This window comes from Pantoea sp. SS70 (genome assembly GCF_029866845.1).
GTDB classification, from domain to species: Bacteria; Pseudomonadota; Gammaproteobacteria; order Enterobacterales; family Enterobacteriaceae; genus Pantoea; species Pantoea leporis.
This window is the reverse complement of the sequence record NZ_CP117199.1, coordinates 2116020-2136494: the sequence shown is the minus strand read 5'-3', so window position 1 is coordinate 2136494 and position 20475 is coordinate 2116020. Positions and strand designations below refer to the sequence as shown.

The window sequence follows — 20475 nt, the reverse complement described above, 5'->3', positions numbered from 1 at the left end:
AGCGCAAAAAGTGACAGATGTTTTGCCCATAATCCTTTGCTACTCTTTTGCTTTAGCGTCGAATTGGACGCGCAGGCAAACACCAGGCGAGAGGAAACACCATGAACCTTGATGATGAAGACCTTTTCCGTGATGCCATGGGTGATGTGACACCATTAAAAAATTGCGCTAATACCCAATGGCTACGCGCACCTTCGCCTAAAGCGCCGCGTGCGCCGCAGGAAAGTGACGAGCAGGAAAATTTCCTCACGCGTGGCTATCTCGACATCGTTCCGCTGACCACACCGCTGGAATTTAAAGTTGATGGCGTACAGCAAGGCGTGCTGGATAAGCTGCGACTGGGCAAATATCCGCCTGAAGCCAGCCTTAATCTGTTGCGTCAGCCAGTAGAAACCTGTCGTCAGGCGCTGTTCAGCTTTATGCAGCAGGCCAATAAACATGGGTTGCGCAATCTATTGATTATTCATGGCAAAGGGCGTGACGATGAGTCGCACGCCAATATCGTGCGCAGCTATGTGGCGCGATGGTTGCCGGAGTTTGCAGAAGTGCAGACCTTTTGTACGGCGCAGCCGAAAGATGGTGGGGCGGGCGCGCTCTATGTCGGTTTACGAAAAACCGAACAGGCGCGCCTGGAGAACCGTGAGCGTCATGCAAAACACAGTCGCTAGCTGTGGAATTTGCGGATGGTCGCCATCAACACTTCGGCGCTCAGGCTTAACGGACTGCCGCTGCGCGTAATAATGCCCACCGGTTCGCCTGGCCCCGGCGAGGCGATCGGTAGCGCGCACAACGCATCGTGATTCAAATCTTCTTTGATGGCGCCAGAAGGCACAAACCACACATAGTCGTAACGCAGTGCCAGCTGTCGCGCCAGCGATGTCGATGAGGTTTCGACGCAGTTCGCTGGCAAGGTACAACCTTGCTCATTCAGCATATGCTGCGCGATACGGCGCGGTGCGGTGCCTTCCGGCGAAATCACTACTGGCCACTGCATCGCGCGCGACAGCATAACGTTCTCGCTTAATAGCGGATGATCGGGGCGCACCACCAGTTTGAGTGATTCCAGAAACAGCAATTCATAAGTGAGTCCGGCCATCATATCGCTGTCCGCCATACGACCAATCCCGACATCAAACTCACCGGCACGTAAACCGGCTAACAACACGTTGTTATGCAATGTCGCAACCTGCACCGTGGTGTTAGGTTGCTGTTCATGGAAGCGATCGAGAATTTGCGGCAGCATGCCCATCGCCGCCGTCGTCAGCGCGCCGAGTCGAATCACCACCGGTCGGCCCGGCTGCGGCGCGTTGAAGCTCTGACCCGCATGATTAAGCGCATCCAGCACTTTCACCGCATGAACCAGAAACTGTTCGCCCAGCGTGGTGAGCTGCGCGCCGAGTCGTCCGCGCTCAAACAGTCGCGCGCCCGCCAACTCTTCCAGCTCATTCAATGTTTTCGATAAAGCGGGCTGACTCAGATTGAGCGTTTCAGCGGCACGACCGAGCGTGCCTTGCTGCGCCACCGCCACAAAGGTATGTAAATGACGCAAGCGAATGCGCTGATTGAAAAGGATATTTTTGTCCATACGCCCAACATAATGAGTTATGCCGAGGAGCAGCAATGAGGAAACGTTAATTATGTTAACTTGCCTGCAAATTTATATTAACAAAATCACCGCTATGCAAGCTTCGCCGCTAACCTGATGTATTTATGAGTAAAGCTGAAAAAGACACTTTTTGCAGCATATTCGCGCGCTATAAAATCAATAACATACAGCGTAAAAAGTTGAATAGTTCTCAATTACATCCAAAAAGAGTGCCTGTTATTGTTAACGATGAGCTATGATAAGCGCCGTTTTTTTTACTAAAACTGATGCCCTAAACGGTTAAAAGTGCAGGAGTCGTTACGTGACCAGCGTTGAAGCAGTAGACGTTCGCCAGCTTATCAATAAGAGTGCGCTTAGCAGCTGGCAGAAGCGCTTAATCGCGCTGTGCTTCGTGGTAGTGGCGCTGGACGGCATGGACATTGCGCTGATGGGCTTTATTGCGCCCACGCTGAAAGCCAGTTGGGGCGTCACGAATCATCAACTCGGCATGGTGATCAGCGCGGCGCTGATTGGTCTGGCATTAGGGGCGATGGTCGCCGGACCGCTGGCCGATCGCTATGGTCGCCGCGTGATGATCCTCATCAGCGTGCTGTTTTTCGGTCTGTGGACGCTGGCCACGGCGATGGCGCAGAACATCGAACAGATGATGCTGTTCCGCTTTCTAACCGGTTTAGGGCTTGGGGCCGCGATGCCCAACGTGGGCACGCTGGTGGCCGAATACGCGCCCGAACGTCGCCGCTCATTTATTATTACCGTGGTGTTCTGTGGCTTTACCTTTGGTGCCGCGACGGGAGGCTTTGCCGCTTCGTGGCTGCTGCCGCGCTATGACTGGCACTCCGTTATGCTGATGGGCGGCGTGCTGCCGCTGCTGGTGCTGCCTTTTTTAGTGCGCGGCTTACCGGAATCGGTACGTTTTCTGATTAGCCGTCGCGCGCCTGCCGCACGTATTCACGCCATCCTCGAACGTATGCTGCCCGGCAGCGTGCAGCCGGATAGCCATTATCAAAGCACTGAGTTGCCGACCGCGCGTAAAGGCTCGGTGGCGACCGTGGTGTCGCGCCGCTATCTGTTCGGCAGTTTGATGTTGTGGGGCGGCTACTTTATGGGGCTGTTCCTCGTTTATCTGATTGGCAGTTGGATGCCTTCATTGATCAGCACGCTCGGCATGTCGGTGACGGAAGCGGCGATTGTCACGGCGATGTATCAAGCTGGCGGAACCCTTGGCTCGCTGTTTGCGGGTTGGTTGATGGACCGCATCAACGCCAACCTGGCGCTGGCGGTGATCTATTTCTGCGGTGGCATTGCCATTGTGGCGCTGGGTTTTTCACCCGCGCAGGTCGGCTTAATGAGCGCCATCGCTTTCTGCAGCGGCTTCTGTTTTAACGGCGCCAATACCGGCATGAATGCGCTCTCCGCCAGTTATTACCCAACTCATGCGCGTGCCACCGGCTCCAGCTGGATGCACGGCATAGGGCGCATCGGCGCCATCATTAGCGCCTTTGTCGGTGCCGAGTTGTTAACGCTTGGCTGGACGTTCAGTCAGATCTTCCTGCTGCTGGCGATTCCCGCCGTGTTAACCACCATCATGCTGGTGCTGAAATGTCGCTTTGGTGACCAGTCAAACCTCACCGAGTGACAAGGCGATCACAGTTCCACGAAATTGTTACCCGCCGCTAAAGGGTTGATCTACAGTAGCAACAACCCGTTAGCCCAAGGTGATGATGATGCCAAACTTTCTCAGCAGCGATGCCATCCGCACGCTGTTCTCGCAGGCAATGTCGACCCTGTATCAGCAGGAAGTGCCGCAATACGGCACGCTGACGCAGTTGGTCACCGCTGTTAATGAACGTACGCTGGAAGCCAATCCCGAGTTAAAAAACCGCTTGTCGGCCGCCGATGAACTGAGTCGCCTGAGCGTCGAGCGTCACGGTGCGATTCGCGTCGGAAAGGCTGATGAACTCAGCACGTTGCGCCAGATGTTCGCCGTGATGGGCATGGAAGCGGTGGGGTATTACGACCTGTCGCAAGCCGGTGTGCCGGTGCACTCCACGGCGTTTCGTCCGGTCAGCGATCGCGCGTTGCGCCATAATCCATTCCGCGTTTTCACTTCGTTGCTGCGTCTGGAACTGATTGATGATGCGGCGCTGCGCGAGAAGGCCGCTGCAATTCTCGCCGCGCGCGATATCTTTACGCCAGGTTGCCGCGCGTTGATCGCTAAGCATCAGCAGCAGGGCGGTTTGAACGCCGCGGATGCCGCCACTTTCGTGCAGGAAGCGCTGGAAACCTTCCGCTGGCATGCGCACACCACCGTAGACAGCGCCACTTATTACGCACTGAGCCAGCAGCATCGTCTGATTGCCGATGTGGTGTGTTTCCGTGGTTGCCACATCAACCATTTGACGCCGCGCACGCTGGATATTGATCGGGTGCAAGCGCTGATGCCTTCGCGCGGCATCGATCCCAAAACACTGATTGAAGGCCCGCCGCAGCGTAAAGTACCGATTCTGCTGCGCCAGACCAGCTTCAAAGCGCTGGAAGAAGCGGTGCACTTTAACGATGGCACGCCGGGCACGCACACCGCGCGCTTTGGTGAGATTGAACAGCGCGGCGCGGCGCTCACCCCGAAAGGACGCGAACTTTACGATCGTCTGCTGGCCGAAGCCGGTACCGGCAGCGATAACCAGCATCACCAGCAACATCTAAGTGAAGTGTTTGGTGATTTCCCCGACGACGAAGAGTCTTTGCGCGAGCAGCAGCTGGCGTGGTTCCGCTATCGCCTGACCGAAAAAGGCGAGCATCTGCCGCCACGCGCGGGCGAAAGCGTGACGCAGTTGCTGGCTGAAGAGCGTTTGAGTGCCGAACCGATCGTTTACGAGGATTTTCTGCCGGTCAGTGCCGCGGGGATTTTCCAGTCGAATCTGGGCGACGTGGCGCAAACACGCAGCGCGGGGAATGCCAGCCGAGCGGATTTTGAAAGCGCGTTAGGTTGCGCGGTGCAGGATGAAATGGCGTTGTACCAGCAGATGCAGCAGCGCAGTCTGGAACGGTGTGGCGTAGCCTGAGGAGAAATGTTACAGCCGGTCTGAAATTCAGCAGACCGGCTGCTTTTCTTGTGGTTATTGCAAGCGCGCGTCACGCACCAGCGTGTACTTCCCGGCACCCAAAAACATAATGGCGAGCGCACCCAGCAGGTAAAGCGCTTCTGTCTCTAGCGCCCACGCACCGACGTCGGTGCGATGCCAGACAGCGCCCATTTTTACCAGCAGTGTCGCAACAATCATGTTCACCGCAATAATGAACGCCGCAGGGCGCGTCAAAAATCCGATGATCACCATTACAGGTGCCGCTATTTCCCCGATGTAAGCACCGTAAGCGATGAAACCTGGCATTCCTTTGACGGCGAGCATGTGCGCAATCCAACCCACGCCATGCACCACTTTGAACGCCCCATGAAACAGCAGCAATCCGCCAAACGTCAGGCGCAAAAGCAGTTTGCCAAGGTCCGGGTGATCGCACATCCGGTTGAACATTTGATTAATGCCACCAAACATGGTGTTTCTCCGTCGCGCCAAGTTAACTTGCAACCTTAAAACAAATGGCCTCGATGGGGCTAGCCAAAATATTTGATGGAGTTGTTCAAAGAATCGCGCCGCGTTTCGGCTTAATCTGCAAATGCTTTCAGAACATGGACATTCGTCTAAGGCCTGCAAATAATGGAACGATGCATTATTAGGGAAGCCGAGATGAAAAATGAACGACGTCTGAGGATCATGACCGCAGAAGGGGAACTCAGAGGCCTGATGGACGAAGATCTTTTTGTCTTTAAAGGAATACCGTACGCAGCTGCACCTACTGGCGCTTTACGCTGGCGACCGCCGCAGCCGGTCCAGCCGTGGCAAGAGGTGCGTGATGCGACCGAATGGGGCGCAGCAAGTTGGCAAAATCGTGACTATTGCGTGGCCGCCGGCGGTGGCGATCCCGGTCGCTTTAGTGAGGATTGTCTCTACCTGAATATCTGGACGCCGGATGTTGAGCCTTCGCGGCCGTTGCCGGTAATGGTCTGGTTGCATGGCGGGGGATTTTCCATCGGCGCCGGTAATCTTGATCCTTATCGCGGTAAAGCGCTGGCGGCGCAAGGTGTGGTGGTGGTAACGCTCAATTATCGCCTCGGTCACTTCGGTTTTTTCTCTCATCCGGCGCTGGATGCGCAATACCCCGACGGGCGCGTGATCAACAACTTTGCCTTACTCGATCAAATTGCTGCTTTGCAGTGGATTCAGCGCAACATTCCTGCCTTTGGCGGCGATCGCCATAACGTGACGCTGTTTGGTGAATCCTCCGGTGCGCGTAGTGTGTTATCGCTGTGCTGCTCGCCGCTCTCCGAGGCGCTGTTTCACAAGGGCATCGTACAAAGCGCCTACAGCCTGCCCGACATCCCGCAAAAGCAGGCACAACAGATCGGTTTACAGGTCGCGGCGCATTTTGCGTTACCCGAAGATGCCAGCGCCGAGCAGCTGCGCGAGCTACCGGCCGAACAATTCTGGCCGTTAGAACGCCCGCTGGCGCTCGGCCCGGTGCCCATCAGCGGCGATGCGGTACTGCCGAAACCGATGTTAACCACGTTTATCTCCGGCAAGCAGCATCGCATTCCGTTAATGATCGGCAGCAACAGCGATGAAGCCAGCGTACTGGACTATTTTGGCGTGGATGCCACGGCAGTATTGCGACAGATGCGCAGCAAAAACCGCATCAGTTATCGCCTGATGAAGTGGCTGTACGACATTCATGATGATGCGCTGCTGGGACGTGCGGTGGCGCGCGATATGGCGTTCACGGTGTTACCGTTAATCATCGCTCAGGCGCAGCACAATATCGGCCTGCCCGCATGGCGTTACTGGTTCGATTACGTCTCCGAAAATGCGCGCGATCTCTATCCGTACGGAACATGGCACGGCAACGAAATTCCCTATGTCTTTAACACGCTGGATACGCTAGCGCCGCCAGCGGAACGCAGCTACAGCGAGCAGGATAAAGCGTTCGCCTCCACAGTCAGCGCTTATTGGGTCACCTTCGCGCGTGAAGCCAGCGAGTTCAGCTCGCACTTAGCGGGTGAAGTAGATTGGCCAGCCTGGCGACCGGGCGACGATCTGACGCTGGCGCTGGGCGATCAGGGCAAAGCCCAGGCGGTGGTAAAGGCGCGCTTTATGCGTGGACGGCTGCGTTTGTTCCGTTTGATGATGCGCAGCCACGTTAAGCTTTAATGAGCGTGCTAATGGTGTAATCTGGCAAATCAATTTATAAGGCAAATTATCGCCTATCTTGCTGATAAATCATAAAAGCGCATATTCCTTACCTGCGTCAGTAAGCAATTAATTAGCTTACAAAACCGTTACATTTTCCCAATCCGATGCCGATAAACGCAATATGCCCGATTTTATCGGGCCTCCTTCGCGTTTCACACCAAGGGATTATGTATGGGTATCTTAAAAAATTTCACCATCCGCGCCGTATTGCTCACCATTCTTGGGCTGTTTTGCCTGCTGTGGTGTGCCGTTGGGCTGTTTAGCGTCCACTCACTGAACGCCCTCGGCGAGGGCAACGAGATTGACCGCCAACTGGTCAATCAAATGACCATTTTAAGCAAAGGAAATGATCAATATTTTCGTGTCGTTACGCGTCTGTCTCGCGTGATGGAAGGCCGCGCCTCAGGCAGCGCAGTCGGTGCTGATGCTTTTACCCCGGTGCAACAAGCGCTCGACAATATGAAAACGCTGCTGGCGCAGTTTAAAACCATGGCGCCAGGTCCGATGGATGCGGAGACCGCCAATAGCGTCATCGCCAACTGGCAAAAACTGCTCGATGAAGGCATCGCACCGCAGGTATCGCTGGCGCAGCAGGGCACGCTTGAAGCCTATCGTGCGCAAGCCAATAACGTCACGCCGCCACTTAGTCGTGCGTTTGGTGCCAGCGCGGAAGCCTTCAATAAAGCCGCAGGCAGCAAACTGGATGAGACGCGCGTCACCGTCGATAAGCTCACCAGCATCACTAAAGTCATTATTCTGGTGGCGGTGGTGATTGGCTTGTTTATCTTGCTGTTTACCGATCGCTATCTGGTGGCGATGCTGGTGAAACCACTGGAGCGTATCCGTAACCATTTCACGATTATTGCGCAGGGCGACCTCAGCCAGCCGGTGGAAGATTTTGGCCGTAACTGCGTCGGCAAGCTGGTGCCGCTGCTGCGTGCCATGCAGGACAGCCTGCGCGAAGCGGTAAGCGCGATTCGCAGCGGCACTGAAAACATTTATCGCGGCGCAGCGGAGATCTCCTCCGGCAACAACGATCTCTCATCGCGTACCGAAGAGCAGGCGGCCGCGCTGGAGCAAACGGCGGCCAGCATGGAGCAGTTAACTGCCACCGTGAAGTTCAACGCCGACAACGCGCGTCAGGCCAGTTCGCTGGCTGAAACCGCTACCGGCACCGCACAGCAGGGCGGACGGTTGGTGGGCGAAGTGGTTACCACCATGCAAGGCATCTCAGGCAGCTCGAAGAAGATCGCTGAGATCACGAGCGTGATTAACAGTATCGCTTTCCAGACCAACATCCTGGCGCTGAACGCCGCGGTAGAAGCCGCACGCGCCGGTGAACAGGGCCGCGGTTTTGCCGTGGTGGCCAGTGAAGTGCGCAATCTGGCGCAGCGCAGCGCCGGTGCGGCGAAAGAGATCGCCACACTGATCGAAGATTCCGTGCAGCGCGTGGAAAAAGGGTCGGCGCTGGTGAGCAGCGCGGGTAGCACCATGCACGACATTCTTAAGTCGGTGCAGGATGTGAATGAAATCATGAAGCACATCGCTGCTGCGTCAGAAGAGCAGAGCAAAGGGATTTCGCAGGTCGGTACCGCCGTCACCGAGATGGACAGCGTCACCCAGCAGAACGCCTCGCTGGTTGAGGAAGTTTCTGCCGCTGCCAGCGCGCTGGAGCGCCAGACGCAAGAGCTGCAGGCCTCGGTGGCGAAATTCCGTCTATCGGACAGCGCGCCTGTGAATAAGGTCGTGGTATCGCCAACCGCGCTGCGTCGGCCGGTGTTGACCGGCGCAGGCCTCGCACAGCCGAAATCAGCCTCTGACGAATGGGTCTCGTTCTAAACCTCAGATAACCACGCCACCAGTTCCGGCAGGAACGGTGGCGCATCTTTTTCCGCCCGCTGTAACAGGCTGTAGCTTGCGCCGGTCGCCACACTGGTGGCAAACGGCGCAATCAGTCGCCCATTCACCACATCGTTCTGCACCAAGGTGACATCCGCCACCGTGACGCCAAAACCCTGAATCGCAGCGCTGATCGCGAGATCCATGGTGGCGAAATGCTGATTGCGCGCCATTGGCAACGCGGCATCCAGCCCGGCCAGCCAAAGCTGCCAGTCGCGTGAATCCGGCGTGGGATGCAGAAAAGTAAACTTCGCCAGTTCGCCAATCTGCGTGGGCGGCGTGACGCTGCTGGCCATCACCGGCGTTAAACGCTCCTCAAACAGGCAAATCGAACCGGCTGGCGACGGGCCAAACACAATCGCCGCGTCAAAGTTATCGAGCTGTGAGCCATGATCGAGTGTGGTGGTCAACGCTACGTGAATATCTGGCCGCTGCTGTTCCAGCGCCACCAGACGCGGCACCAGCCAGCGCATGGCGCAGGTAGGCGCTTTCAGACGAATCGAGGCGTTGCTGCGGCTGGCTTTTTCTGTGGCATTCACCAGCATGGCGAAACCTTGCTGCAATTCCGGCAGCAGCGCGGCACCTTGTTCGGTGAGATGCAGACCACGGGCGTGGCGGGTAAACAGCGCGAAGCCCAGCCAACTCTCCAGCGTGGCGATTTTACGGCTCACCGCGCCTTGGGTGATGCACAGCTCGCTGGCGGCACGCGTCAAATTGAGATGGCGCGCGGTGACCAGAAACGCGTGGATGGCATTGAGCGGCAGAGCAGAGCGGGACATAACAACCTCAAGCTATGATTTTTAATCATGGCTATTATGACAACAATTCGCTTGTCGACTCAAGCCGCACACCGTTGAATAGAAATCTACTTTCGATACGTGGTTATGCAACCTTACGAGGCACCGATGACCTTGAACAGCAGTGTGAACATCTCTTCCAAACAGCCCGATGTCGGCACGACGATTTTTAGCGTCATTGGCCAGCTGTCGGCGCAGCATAAAGCCATTAACCTGTCGCAAGGCGCACCCAACTTCCCGTGTGATCCCCAGCTGGTTGAGCTGGTCAGCCAGGCGATGCGTGACGGTCATAACCAATACGCTTCAATGACCGGCCTGCCGTCGCTGCGTGAAGCGCTGGCGGAGAAAGTTCACACGCTGTATGGCCAGCACTATGATGCCGGCAGCGAAGTGCTGATCACCGGCAGCGCCAGCCAGGGCATTTACATGGCGATTTCCGCGCTGGTCCACGCAGGCGATGAAGTGATCTTCTTCGAACCGGCTTTTGACAGCTACGCGCCGGTGGTCCGTCTGCAGGGCGCTACGCCAATTGGCCTGAAGTTGCAGGTGCCGGATTTCGCCATCAATTGGGAGGAACTGCGCGCCACCATTACGCCGCGCACCCGCATGATCATTATCAATACGCCGCACAATCCCAGCGCGCAGGTGCTGTCAGCTGCGGATCTGGATCAGTTAGCCGCGTTGACGCGCAACACCGATATTGTGGTGCTGTCTGACGAAGTCTACGAACACATCCTGTTTGATGGCCGTAAGCACTGCGGCATGGCAACGCATCCGGAACTGGCGCAGCGCAGCGTGGTGGTTTCCTCCTTCGGTAAAACCTTCCATGTCACCGGCTGGCGCGTGGGTTATGCGCTGGCACCGGCAGCGCTGATGGAAGAGATCGTCAAAGTCCATCAGTTCATGATGTACGCCGCCGATACGCCGATGCAGGTCGGTTTTGCTCACTATCTGCAAAATCCGCAGAACTATCTGCAGCTGTCGCCGTTCTATCAGGAGAAGCGCGATCGCCTGCTGACCTTGATGGAGGATTCGCCGTTTAAACTGCTGCCGAGCGCGGGTTCGTTCTTTATGTTGGCCAGCTACGGACATTTCAGTGACGAAAGTGATAGCGAAATGGTAAAACGTCTCATCGTCGATCACGGTGTGGCCACCATTCCGCTGTCGGCGTTTTATATGGACGGCACTGACAATAAATTAATTCGCCTGTCATTCGCAAAAGACGACGCAACACTTCAGGCCGGTGCAGAAGCGCTCTGCCAGGTCAAAGGGTAACTTAGGGGTAAATATAATGAAAAAATTGAACGCACTGTTTGTCGCTTTGGGCATGCTGACTTCGGCGCACGCGCTGGCGCAGGAAACCTTACGCTATGGTCTGGAATCGCAGTATCCGCCCTTTGAGAGCCGCAACGCGCAGGGCGAACTGGAAGGTTTCGATATCGAACTGGGTAAAGCGATTTGTCAGGTAGGCAACTTCGACTGTAAGTGGGTGGAAAGCAGCTTTGATGCGTTGATTCCGGCGCTGCAGGCGAAAAAATTTGATGCCATTAACTCCGCAATGAACATCACCGAAGCGCGGGCGAAAAGCATCGACTTCACTAAGCCGATCTACCGCATTCCGACCATGTTAATCGTGAAAGAGGGCGAGAAGCTGCTGCCAACCGCCGAATCACTGAAAGGGAAAAACATCGGGGTGCTGCAGGGTTCGATCCAGGAAACCTATGCCAAGAAACACTGGGAAGCGCAGGGCGTTACGGTGACCTCTTATCAGGATCAGAACCAGGTTTACAACGACATGGTTGCCGGTCGTCTTGACGGCACGCTGGTGATGTCAGCTGCCGGTCAATCGGGCTTCCTCGAAAAGCCGCAGGGTAAAGGTTTCGCCTTTGCCGGCAAGCCGGTAGAAGATGACACCATTCTCGGCACCGGTATCGGTTTTGGTCTGCGTAAAGGCGATGACAAATTGAAACAAGAGCTGGATGCGGCAATCACCAAGGTGCAAGCCGATGGCACCGTCACTAAGCTGGCGGCGAAATTCTTCCCTGGGATTGATGTTTCAGCGAGCAAATAACCTAAAAAAGGTCGCCATGAATGGCGACCTTTTTTTATTTCGCGGCTAAATAACACAACGCTTCTGCCACCTGATACGACTTCACAAACGAGGGAACCGGCAAAAACTCAAAACGCGAATGGAAGTTGTGCGCGCCGGTGAAGAAGTTCGGCGTCAGCAGCCCTTTCGCTGACAGCGCTGCACCGTCGGTGCCGCCGCGCATCGGGATCACCTTGGGTTCCACGCCCACTTGCTCTAACGCGGCAAAAATCAGGTCAATCGCACGACGATCTTCACCAATTGCATTACTGATATTGCTGTAAGTATCGTTAATCGTCAGCGCTACATGGCCGGTGGGATAACGCGCGGCGATTTCATCGGCCACTTCCACCAGTTGCTGTTTCTTCGCATCAAAACCCTGCAAATCGAAATCACGAATCGAGGCTTTCAACACCGCGCGGCTGGCGTTGGCATTCATATCGTTGAACCAGATATAACCTTCGCGGCCTTCGGTATGTTCGGGGGTTTTTAAGCGATCGAAGCGGGAGATGAAGTCATGCGCCATCAGTAGCGGATTGACCAATACGCCTTTGCCCGACATCGGATGCGCCGGCACGCCGGTAAACACCAGCTCAGCGGCGGCGGCATTGAAGTTTTCATACACCACTTCACCCAGCTCGCAGCAGTCGATAGTCCAGGCGAAATCGACGTTAAAGCGCTGCTCCAGATCCAGTGCTTTTGCGCCACGCAGGCCAATCTCTTCATCGGGCACAAACGCCACCACGATATCACCGTGATCGCCGCGCAGGTTCTCCAGCAACGTCATCACCACCGTCACCGCTGCTTTGTTATCGGCGCCCAGCACGCTGGTGCCGTCGCTAAAGATAATCTCCTGCCCGAGATAAGGTTTGATCTCCGGATGTTCCGCCACGCGCAGCCAGATGTCCTGCGTGCTGTTAAGGCACAGATCTTCCCCGGTGAACCTGAGGGTTTGCGGGTGGATATCCGGCGACAGGCCAACATCCACGGTATCAATATGGGTGATAAAACCGATACGCGGCGCATCAGGGCGATTACCGGGTTTCACCGCAGTGACCGTGGCGTGCTGGTCAATCACGATATCCTGTAAACCCAATTCGTCCAGCTCCTTGGCCAGTAACTCTGCCATCGCATGTTGGGACGGCGTACTCGGCAGCGTGGTTGATTTGGCATCGCTCTGGCTGGAAACCGCCAGATAACGGTAGAAACGCTGGGTCAATTGGCTGGCAAGTTGGTCTGTCATCACAATTCCTTATTAGCATTGCGGCGTCTGTAGTACGCGTGCTGGTTAAATCATGTTATTTATTAATCAGATGAACATTACATAACGAAGCAGACTCATGGAAGTCAATAAAAAGCGAGGATCATGATGAAAAAAATGATGGCAAATCTCACTCTCACTGCAATCGGCTTGGCGGTCGCGGGCGGGGTTTCGGCAAAAACGCTGGTGTACTGTTCAGAAGGATCGCCAGAGAACTTTAACCCGCAGTTGTACACGTCGGGAACCAGCGTCGATGCCAGCGCGGTACCGATTTTCAACCGCCTGGTGGACTTCACGCCCGGCACCACCGAACTGGTGCCGAGCCTTGCCGAGAGCTGGGATATCAGCCCGGATGGTAAGGTCTACACCTTCCATCTGCGCAAAGGGGTGAAATTCCAGAGCAACAAGCTATTTAAGCCGTCGCGCGATTTTAACGCCGACGACGTAATCTTCTCGTTTATGCGCCAGATGGATGCCAAAAACCCCTACCACAATGTCTCCGGCGGTAACTATGCCAACTTCGAGAGCCTCGAGCTGGCGAAGCTGATCACCAGCATTGAGAAGGTCGATGACAATACCGTGCGCATCACCCTAGCTCACGCTGAAGCGCCATTCCTCGCCGACTTAGCCTGGTATTTTGCCTCGATCCATTCGGCTGAATACGCCGACCAGATGTTGAAAGCCGGCACGCCGGAGAAGGTCGATATGGAGCCGATTGGCACCGGGCCGTTTGAGCTGGTGCAGTATCAAAAAGATTCGCGCATTCTCTATAAAGCCTTCCCGGAATACTGGCAGGGCAAGGCGAAGCTCGATCGTATTGTCTTCTCGATCACGCCGGACGCCTCGGTGCGTTATGCCAAGCTGGAGAAAAATGAATGCCAGATTATGCCGTTCCCCAATCCGGCCGATCTGGAGAAGATGCGCACCAATCCCGATTTAACGCTGGAACAGAAATCAGGCCTGAATACCGGTTTCCTGTCGTTCAACACCACCAAAGCACCGCTGGATAACGTCAAGGTGCGTCAGGCGCTGGCGATGGCGATCAATAAGCAGGCGATCATTGATGCCATCTTCAAAGGTACTGGCACGGTAGCGAAAAACATCCTGCCGCCGGACGTGTGGAGTGCGGATAAAGATCTGAAGGATTACGACTACGATCCGCAGAAAGCCAAAGCGCTGCTGCAGGAGGCGGGGATTAAGCCAGGCACCGAAATCGCCCTGTGGGCGATGCCGGTACAGCGACCGTATAATCCAAACGCGCGACGAATGGCGGAGATGATTCAGGCGGACTGGGCCAACGTGGGTATCAAAGCCAATATCGTCAGTTATGAGTGGGGCGAATACCTCAAGCGCGTGAAAGGCGGTGAGCATCAGGCGGCGCTGATGGGCTGGACCACGGCGACCGGCGATCCGGATAACTTCTTCGGTCCGCTTTACAGCTGCACCTCGGCGAATGGCGGCTCCAACTCGTCAAAATGGTGTTATCAGCCGTTTGAGAAGATCATTACCGAAGCGCGCGCCGAGCAAAATCACGACAAACGCGTGGCGCTGTATCAGCAAGCGCAGCAGATTATGCATGACCAAATGCCAGCGGTGATGATTGCTCACTCAACCATTTTCGAGCCGGTACGCAAATCGGTGAGTGGTTATCAGGTCGATCCGTTCGGTAAACACATCTTCTACCCGGTGGATATCAAGAACTGAGTCACGGCTTCCAGCGCTGGCGCAGCGGTTCCTCTAACGCATCCAGCTGTTGCAGCAAAAAGGTGAGAAACACATTCAGGGCGGCACTGCGAGGTCGCCCTGATTGCGTCTGCAGCTGCAAGGTGCGCTGGCTCAGCTGATCGATGCCTACCGAGCGCAAAATCAAACCGTGCGTTTCCGCTTCCTGCAGCACGGTAAAGGCGCTGCAAATTGTCACCGCCTGCGGCGTGCGCAGCAGGAATTGAAACAACATCGAAAAGGTATCGCAGGTCATCACCGGCTCAACCAGGCTGCCGTTCATATGGCTGGCGAGCTCAAACAGTTGCCGCACGGTGGTGTTTTGCTGCGGCAAGGCCAGCGGATAGTGACTGAGATCGGCGAGCGTGACCTGCGGCGCGTTGGCCAGCGGATGCGTTTGGTGCATCACGATTAATACCGGTGCCGGCCATGAACCCATCACTTCCACACCGCGCTCAGCGTGAAGACTAAATTGCAGCGCCACGTCACACTCGCCGTTGCGCAGCGCTTCCGCCACGCCTTGCGTGCTGGCGACTTTCACATCAAACAGCACGCCCGGATTGTCATTGCGAAAATCTGCGATTAAACGAGGTAGCAGCGTAAACGCCAGCCCATCGGTGCAGGCCACGCGAATCAACGTGCGGCGCACCGCTTTCAGTCCCTTAATTTCCGCCAGCGCATACTCCATATCCAGCAGATTCTTACGTACGTGATGTGCAAAGATTTCCCCCGCTTCGTTCAACACCATGCCGCGCGCGTGACGCGCAAACAGCGGCACGCCAACCTGATTTTCCAGCCGCTGAATTTGCCGGCTGATCGCCGACACCGCCACAAACAGCTGTTCGCTGGCGGCGCTGAGCGAGCCAGTATTAGCGACGGCGAGAAAATAGCGGATTTCACTGCTTAACATGCGGATGCCTCATGGTGGTGCATGCCTCGAAATCGGGCAGGCTAGCTTTGCTATAAAAGCAAATCTTACTCGATAAATTGATAATTGTGGCAAAGCAGTGTTTCCGCAAAGATGCCTTAACGACAAAACAATAAAAGACAGGGCAAACATGACAGCACAACAGGCGGTTCAACAAGCCACCGCTTATTTTGACAGCGGGGAGTTTCAACGAATTTTGGCGCGTCGCGTGGCGCAACGTACCGAAAGCCAGCGCGACGATCGTGACAACGAATTACAGCGCTATTTGCAGGATGAGATCGGTCCGCAGCTGATCGCTCTGGGCTTCACGTTGCATTTCATCGACAACCCGGAAGCCGCTAATCGACCGTTCCTCGTGGCGGTACGCATTGAAGATCCCATGCTGCCAACCTTGCTCAGCTATGGTCACGGCGATGTGGTGTTTGGTGATGATGAAAACTGGCGCGACGGCTTATCACCATGGCAGATGGTTGAAGAGGGCGATCGCTGGTATGCGCGTGGCAGCGCGGATAATAAGGGCCAGCACTGCGTTAATCTGGCGGCGCTGGAGCAGGTGTTTGCGTTGCGCGGCAGCAGCCTGGGCTTTAACTGCAAAATACTGTTTGAGATGGGTGAAGAGATCAGCTCGCCAGGGCTGGCGCAGTTGTGCCAGCAGCATGGCGAACTGCTGCAAGCCGATCTGTTTATTGCTTCAGACGGTCCGCGCCTCAATGCAGTTCGTCCAACGCTGTTCCTGGGCTCACGCGGCGCGGTTAATTTCCGTTTGACCGTTAACGCGCGTGACAACGCCTATCACTCCGGCAACTGGGGCGGATTGTTGAGCAATCCGGGTACGCAGTTGGCCAACGCCATCGCCTCGCTGGTCAACGCGCAGGGCGTGTTGCAGGTTGAGGCGCTGAAACCCAACTCTTTGACGCCGCAGGTGCGCGATATTCTCGGCGATATCGATGTGGGCGGCATGCCGGGCGATCCCGATATCGACGTGAACTGGGGCGAGCCGGGACTGACGCCAACCGAACGCCTGTATGGCTGGAACACGCTGGAAGTGTTGTCGTTTCTCACCGGCAATCCGGCGCGTCCAATGAATGCTATTCCGGGCAGCGCCACCGCCGTGTGTCAGCTGCGTTTTGTGGTGGGTACCGACTGGGAAAATCTCGCCCAGCATGTGCGCGCCCATCTGCATCAGCACGGTTTTGGCTATGTTGACGTGGAGTTTATGCGCGGATCGCCCGCGACACGCCTTGATCCCACCGATCCGCTGGTCAACTGGGTGCTGACCAGCATGGCGGAAACCAGCGGCAAGAAACCGGCGCTGCTGCCTAACCTCGGCGGTTCGCTGCCCAATGACGTGTTCTCTGACATTCTCGGTTTGCCAACCTTATGGGTGCCGCACTCGTATCCAGCTTGCGGCCAGCATGGCGTCAATGAGCATATGTTGAAATCGATTGCCCGCGAAGGTTTGCAGATTATGACGCGTCTGCTGTGGGATCTCGGCGAGCAGGGAACGGAACTGGTGGCGCAGCATCGTGCGCACGTTGGAGGTGGCCAATGAGTACATTAAATACCACGATGCCGTTGAACGCAGCGAAGCCCAATCTGCACAAAACGCTGTTCGCGACCTGTATCGGTAACGCGCTGGAGTGGTTTGATATCGCCGTGTACGGCTTTTTTGCCAGCTACATTGCGCATGCTTTCTTTCCTACCAGCGATCCGTCGGTTTCAATGTTGCTGACCTTTGGCAGTTTTGGTGTGTCATTCCTGATTCGTCCGCTGGGCGCGATTGTGCTGGGCAACTATGCCGATCGTCACGGTCGAAAAAAAGCGCTGCTGTTATCGATCAACCTGATGATGCTCGGCGGCGCGGTCATCACCTTTATGCCGAGCTACAGCAGCATTGGCCTGATGGCACCGCTGCTGATTTTGCTGGCGCGTCTGGTGCAGGGTTTCTCCGCCGGGGGCGAATTTGGCAGCTCGACGGCGTTCCTGGTTGAACACTTCCCGGAGCGCAAAGCCTTTATCGCCAGCTGGCAGTTCGCCACGCAGGGCGCCAGTACGTTGATGGCGTCGGCATTTGGACTCGGACTGACGCAGATTCTCAGCGAAAGCCAGATTCAGGATTGGGGATGGCGTATTCCCTTCGCCTTCGGCCTGCTGATTGGCCCGCTGGGGATCTATATCCGACGTCACGTACATGAACCGGCGAGCTTTGCTGAGCACAAACCGGAAGCCGCACCGCTGAAAAGTCTGTTTGGTCGCCAGAAGGAGTTGATGCTGTTGGCGATCGGCCTAATGGTGATTTCGACTGCGGTGAACTACATGCTGAACTATGTGCCGACTTACGCTACCAAAAATCTGCACCTGTCGGGCAGCGTGGCGTTTACTGCTACCTTGTTGGCGGGCGTTATTCTGACGGTGGTCACGCCCATTATGGGGTTATGGGCCGAGCGGGTGGGGCGCGTGCCGCTGATGTGGGGATCGTTGGTTTTGCTGATCGTCACCATCTATCCGGCGTTTAAGCTGGTGGTTGATCACACCACGCCGACTACGTTGATTTTGCTGGTGTGCTGGATGGCGCTGCTGAAGTCGATCTACTTCTCAACGGTGCCGTCGGTGATGGCGGATCTGTTCCCGATGGGTACGCGCGCCAGCGGCATGGCGATCAGCTATAACGTGGCGGTTACGGTGTTTGGTGGCTTTGCCCCGCTGATTTGTACACTGTTGATTAGCGTGACCGGCACCAGTCTGGCGCCCGGTTATTATCTGATGGCGATGTCGGTGTTAAGCGGCCTGGCGCTGCTGCGCAGCCAGAAGCGGGTTTTATAAAGGTTTCAGGGTTACAGGTCGCCACTTATGGCGTAATGCTTGTCAGCTAAGGCAACGGCGAGTGTGCTGGCCGGGGCCACTTTTGGGCCGGCGGTCCTCGCGCCGCTAGCGCGGTACCTTCACTTCACTCGTCTGCCTGACGGACCGGCGGAGACGGGACGTCCTTGTCCCGGCTCCGCCTTTCGCCCGCGTCCTGCGGGCTCTCCTGGCTTCCTCGCTTCGTTCAGCGCTGCGGATTGCCGGCCCAAAAGCGGCCCCGGCCTGCTCATCAACTTCAGTGCGTATTATTGAAAAGGGCTCATTTGCCAGAGGCGCTGGCGCGTCTGCTGCGGCAAAAGGGCTATTCGCAGCGCTGAGGCTTTTACGTTGGGCCAGGAGCCTCACGCAGGGATGCGTGAGGCAGTTCGGGGCCGGCCATGGATGGCCGATCCGCGAACGGTCCGTTGGCACAACGTGGAAGCCGAAGGTACCGCGTTAGCGGCGCGAGGACGGCCCGTGACGCAGCAGATGTGTCAGTGCCCGCACGAATAGCAATCCTGAAGAAAAATGCTTTCTTACTAACAAGCATTTCGCTGTTCATGGCTTCTGGAGATCACTATCTACGAGAACTGCAAATACGCCACGTGCGTCTGCAAGAACTCTTCCAAACCGTGACGGCCATCAGCGCCGCCAATGCCCGATTTACGCCAGCCCGCATGGAAGCCTTGCATCGCTTCGAAGTTCTCGCGGTTGATATAGGTTTCACCAAACTTTAACTTACGCAGGGCAACCATCGCGGAGTTGAGGTTCTGAGTGTAAATCGATGAGGTCAGACCATATTCACAGTCATTCGCCAGCGCTATGGCTTCATCAAGGGTTTTAAAGGTCATTACTGGCAGCACCGGACCAAAAATCTCCTGCTGCATGATCTCCATATCCTGACGCACGCCCGTGATAATGGTTGGCTCAAAATAGAAGCCTTTGCTGCCTGCACGCTTCCCGCCCAGCACTACTTTGCCGCCATCCGCGACCGCGTTCGCCACTTTCTGCTCAACGCGTTCCAGCGCGGCCGCAGTAATTAGCGGGCCCATATCGATATCGTTTTGCTCGGCCGGATTACCCAATTTCACCTGCTGCATGGCGGCAGTCAGCGCACTGATAAAGCGATCGTAGATGCCTTCCTGCACGTAAACGCGCTCAGCACAGTTACACACCTGTCCGGTGTTGATCACGCGAGAGCTAACAATCGCTTTAACCGCCAGATCGAGATCGGCATCATCCATGACGATGGCCGGCGCTTTTCCGCCCAGCTCCAGTGATACTTTGGTGACATTTTTCGCTGCAGCTTCCATGGTGGCGATACCGGCGTTGACGCTGCCGGTCAGACTGACCAGGCCGACTTTCGGGTTGCCTGCCAGCTCCTGACCAATCTCCGGCCCATAGCCGTAAACAAAGTTGATCACGCCTTTTGGCAGACCAATTTCATGGATGATGTGCGCAAAAATCGCCGCATTGTTAGGCGTCAGCTCACTTGGCTTGATAACAATGGTATTGCCGGTTACCAGCGCGGGCGCGGCTTTACGTGCAATCAGGAAGAAGGGGAAGTTCCACGGCAGAATGCCGGTGGTGACGCCAATCGCTTTCCTGAACACAAAGATGTTTTCGTTGGGACGATCGCTATTAACGATCTCGCCATCATAACGGCGTGCCCATTCGGCCATGTACTCAAGATAATCAGCGGTAAACAGTACTTCAGTTTGCGCCAGACCCTGGGTTTTTCCGCCTTCGGCGACGATAGTGGCGGTCAGTTCTGGTTCACGCTGACGAATAGCAGCGGCAATTTTGCGCAGCCAGTTGCCGCGTTCAACGGCGGGGAGCGCTTCCCAATCCGGCTGCGCCACTTCAGCAGCGTCGATGGCCTGCGCGGCGTCGTGTTTACTGCCTTCCGGCACGCGCGAAAGTAATGCCTCAGTTGCCGGGTTAATCACTTCTATCCACTTGTCGTTCTGATCGGCAACAAACGCGCCATTAATATAATGTTGATGGTGTGTTGTCATGTGCAGGTTCT

General features: G+C 56.0%; 16 protein-coding genes. 10 read left to right on the top strand and 6 right to left on the bottom strand.

From position 1 onward, the window contains the following. Positions 1-101: 101 nt before the first annotated feature. Entirely contained in the window at positions 102-668 is a 567-nt protein-coding gene (gene smrA, locus PO881_RS09955; protein ID WP_192411789.1) for a DNA endonuclease SmrA, read from the top strand. Here the strand turns inward: smrA and PO881_RS09950 are convergent. Further along, the gene (locus tag PO881_RS09950; RefSeq protein ID WP_101764323.1) at positions 665-1585 is read right to left on the bottom strand and encodes a LysR substrate-binding domain-containing protein; all 921 of its coding nucleotides are present in this window, start codon (positions 1583-1585) and stop codon (positions 665-667) included. The two genes, smrA and PO881_RS09950, sit on opposite strands and share 4 nt — an antisense overlap. 322 nt (positions 1586-1907) lie before the next feature. Between PO881_RS09950 and PO881_RS09945 the strand changes: the two genes are divergently transcribed. After that, positions 1908-3242, top strand: a complete 1335-nt coding sequence (locus tag PO881_RS09945; protein ID WP_101764324.1) for an aromatic acid/H+ symport family MFS transporter — start codon at positions 1908-1910, stop codon at positions 3240-3242. Positions 3243-3330: 88 nt separating this feature from the next. After that, positions 3331-4668 carry a VOC family protein gene (locus PO881_RS09940; RefSeq protein ID WP_280172890.1) on the top strand — a complete coding sequence of 446 codons (1338 nt, stop codon included), beginning with the start codon at positions 3331-3333 and terminating at the stop codon, positions 4666-4668. Between the two features lie 54 nt (positions 4669-4722). Here PO881_RS09940 and PO881_RS09935 read toward each other — a convergent pair whose 3' ends face one another. Continuing rightward, positions 4723-5157 carry a DoxX family protein gene (locus PO881_RS09935; RefSeq protein WP_101764325.1) on the bottom strand — a complete coding sequence of 145 codons (435 nt, stop codon included), beginning with the start codon at positions 5155-5157 and terminating at the stop codon, positions 4723-4725. A 192-nt stretch (positions 5158-5349) separates the two neighbouring features. Between PO881_RS09935 and PO881_RS09930 the strand changes: the two genes are divergently transcribed. Both PO881_RS09930 and PO881_RS09925 read left to right on the top strand, forming a co-directional pair. After that, positions 5350-6867, top strand: a complete 1518-nt coding sequence (locus tag PO881_RS09930; RefSeq protein WP_280171722.1) for a carboxylesterase/lipase family protein — start codon at positions 5350-5352, stop codon at positions 6865-6867. 213 nt (positions 6868-7080) lie between these two features. Next, positions 7081-8748, top strand: a complete 1668-nt coding sequence (locus PO881_RS09925) for a methyl-accepting chemotaxis protein (RefSeq protein WP_192411791.1) — start codon at positions 7081-7083, stop codon at positions 8746-8748. On the opposite strand, the gene PO881_RS09920 is transcribed toward PO881_RS09925, so the two are convergent. After that, on the bottom strand, positions 8745-9587 hold the full coding sequence (locus tag PO881_RS09920) for a LysR substrate-binding domain-containing protein (protein WP_192233938.1): 843 nt from the start codon (positions 9585-9587) through the stop codon (positions 8745-8747). The genes PO881_RS09925 and PO881_RS09920 overlap by 4 nt on opposite strands. A gap of 126 nt (positions 9588-9713) precedes the next feature. Between PO881_RS09920 and PO881_RS09915 the strand changes: the two genes are divergently transcribed. After that, the gene (locus tag PO881_RS09915) at positions 9714-10880 is read left to right on the top strand and encodes a methionine aminotransferase (RefSeq protein ID WP_280171721.1); all 1167 of its coding nucleotides are present in this window, start codon (positions 9714-9716) and stop codon (positions 10878-10880) included. A gap of 16 nt (positions 10881-10896) precedes the next feature. Beyond that, positions 10897-11676, top strand: coding sequence for a transporter substrate-binding domain-containing protein (locus tag PO881_RS09910; RefSeq protein ID WP_110866208.1), 780 nt, complete (start codon positions 10897-10899; stop codon positions 11674-11676). Positions 11677-11710: 34 nt separating this feature from the next. Here PO881_RS09910 and pepT read toward each other — a convergent pair whose 3' ends face one another. Beyond that, on the bottom strand, positions 11711-12937 hold the full coding sequence (gene pepT, locus PO881_RS09905; RefSeq protein ID WP_110866207.1) for a peptidase T: 1227 nt from the start codon (positions 12935-12937) through the stop codon (positions 11711-11713). A gap of 126 nt (positions 12938-13063) precedes the next feature. Here pepT and PO881_RS09900 point away from each other — a divergent pair, with 126 nt between their 5' ends. Next, positions 13064-14659, top strand: a complete 1596-nt coding sequence (locus PO881_RS09900; RefSeq protein ID WP_110866206.1) for an ABC transporter substrate-binding protein — start codon at positions 13064-13066, stop codon at positions 14657-14659. 1 nt (position 14660) lies between these two features. Here the strand turns inward: PO881_RS09900 and PO881_RS09895 are convergent, their stop codons facing one another. After that, the gene (locus PO881_RS09895; RefSeq protein ID WP_192233930.1) at positions 14661-15587 is read right to left on the bottom strand and encodes a LysR family transcriptional regulator; all 927 of its coding nucleotides are present in this window, start codon (positions 15585-15587) and stop codon (positions 14661-14663) included. Between the two features lie 148 nt (positions 15588-15735). Here PO881_RS09895 and PO881_RS09890 point away from each other — a divergent pair, with 148 nt between their 5' ends. Together PO881_RS09890 and PO881_RS09885 are read left to right on the top strand one after the other, a co-directional pair. Then, positions 15736-17157, top strand: coding sequence for a M20 family metallopeptidase (locus tag PO881_RS09890; RefSeq protein ID WP_280171720.1), 1422 nt, complete (start codon positions 15736-15738; stop codon positions 17155-17157). Continuing rightward, on the top strand, positions 17154-18428 hold the full coding sequence (locus PO881_RS09885; RefSeq protein WP_110866203.1) for an MFS transporter: 1275 nt from the start codon (positions 17154-17156) through the stop codon (positions 18426-18428). The genes PO881_RS09890 and PO881_RS09885 overlap by 4 nt, the downstream gene beginning before the upstream one ends. A 599-nt stretch (positions 18429-19027) precedes the next feature. Here PO881_RS09885 and aldA read toward each other — a convergent pair. Then, complete coding sequence (gene aldA / locus PO881_RS09880) at positions 19028-20464, bottom strand: aldehyde dehydrogenase (protein WP_280171719.1); 1437 nt, start codon at positions 20462-20464, stop codon at positions 19028-19030. Positions 20465-20475 lie beyond the last annotated feature (11 nt).

What these genes read in the sequence shown, in the direction of transcription:
- smrA (WP_192411789.1), top strand. Translation starts at nt 102, where the DNA reads ATGAACCTTGATGATGAAGACCTTTTCCGTGATGCCATGGGTGATGTG.
- PO881_RS09950 (WP_101764323.1), bottom strand. Translation starts at nt 1,585, where the DNA reads ATGGACAAAAATATCCTTTTCAATCAGCGCATTCGCTTGCGTCATTTA.
- PO881_RS09940 (WP_280172890.1), top strand. Translation starts at nt 3,331, where the DNA reads ATGCCAAACTTTCTCAGCAGCGATGCCATCCGCACGCTGTTCTCGCAG.
- PO881_RS09935 (WP_101764325.1), bottom strand. Translation starts at nt 5,157, where the DNA reads ATGTTTGGTGGCATTAATCAAATGTTCAACCGGATGTGCGATCACCCG.
- PO881_RS09930 (WP_280171722.1), top strand. Translation starts at nt 5,350, where the DNA reads ATGAAAAATGAACGACGTCTGAGGATCATGACCGCAGAAGGGGAACTC.
- PO881_RS09925 (WP_192411791.1), top strand. Translation starts at nt 7,081, where the DNA reads ATGGGTATCTTAAAAAATTTCACCATCCGCGCCGTATTGCTCACCATT.
- PO881_RS09920 (WP_192233938.1), bottom strand. Translation starts at nt 9,587, where the DNA reads ATGTCCCGCTCTGCTCTGCCGCTCAATGCCATCCACGCGTTTCTGGTC.
- PO881_RS09915 (WP_280171721.1), top strand. Translation starts at nt 9,714, where the DNA reads ATGACCTTGAACAGCAGTGTGAACATCTCTTCCAAACAGCCCGATGTC.
- PO881_RS09910 (WP_110866208.1), top strand. Translation starts at nt 10,897, where the DNA reads ATGAAAAAATTGAACGCACTGTTTGTCGCTTTGGGCATGCTGACTTCG.
- pepT (WP_110866207.1), bottom strand. Translation starts at nt 12,937, where the DNA reads ATGACAGACCAACTTGCCAGCCAATTGACCCAGCGTTTCTACCGTTAT.
- PO881_RS09900 (WP_110866206.1), top strand. Translation starts at nt 13,064, where the DNA reads ATGAAAAAAATGATGGCAAATCTCACTCTCACTGCAATCGGCTTGGCG.
- PO881_RS09895 (WP_192233930.1), bottom strand. Translation starts at nt 15,587, where the DNA reads ATGTTAAGCAGTGAAATCCGCTATTTTCTCGCCGTCGCTAATACTGGC.
- PO881_RS09890 (WP_280171720.1), top strand. Translation starts at nt 15,736, where the DNA reads ATGACAGCACAACAGGCGGTTCAACAAGCCACCGCTTATTTTGACAGC.
- PO881_RS09885 (WP_110866203.1), top strand. Translation starts at nt 17,154, where the DNA reads ATGAGTACATTAAATACCACGATGCCGTTGAACGCAGCGAAGCCCAAT.
- aldA (WP_280171719.1), bottom strand. Translation starts at nt 20,464, where the DNA reads ATGACAACACACCATCAACATTATATTAATGGCGCGTTTGTTGCCGAT.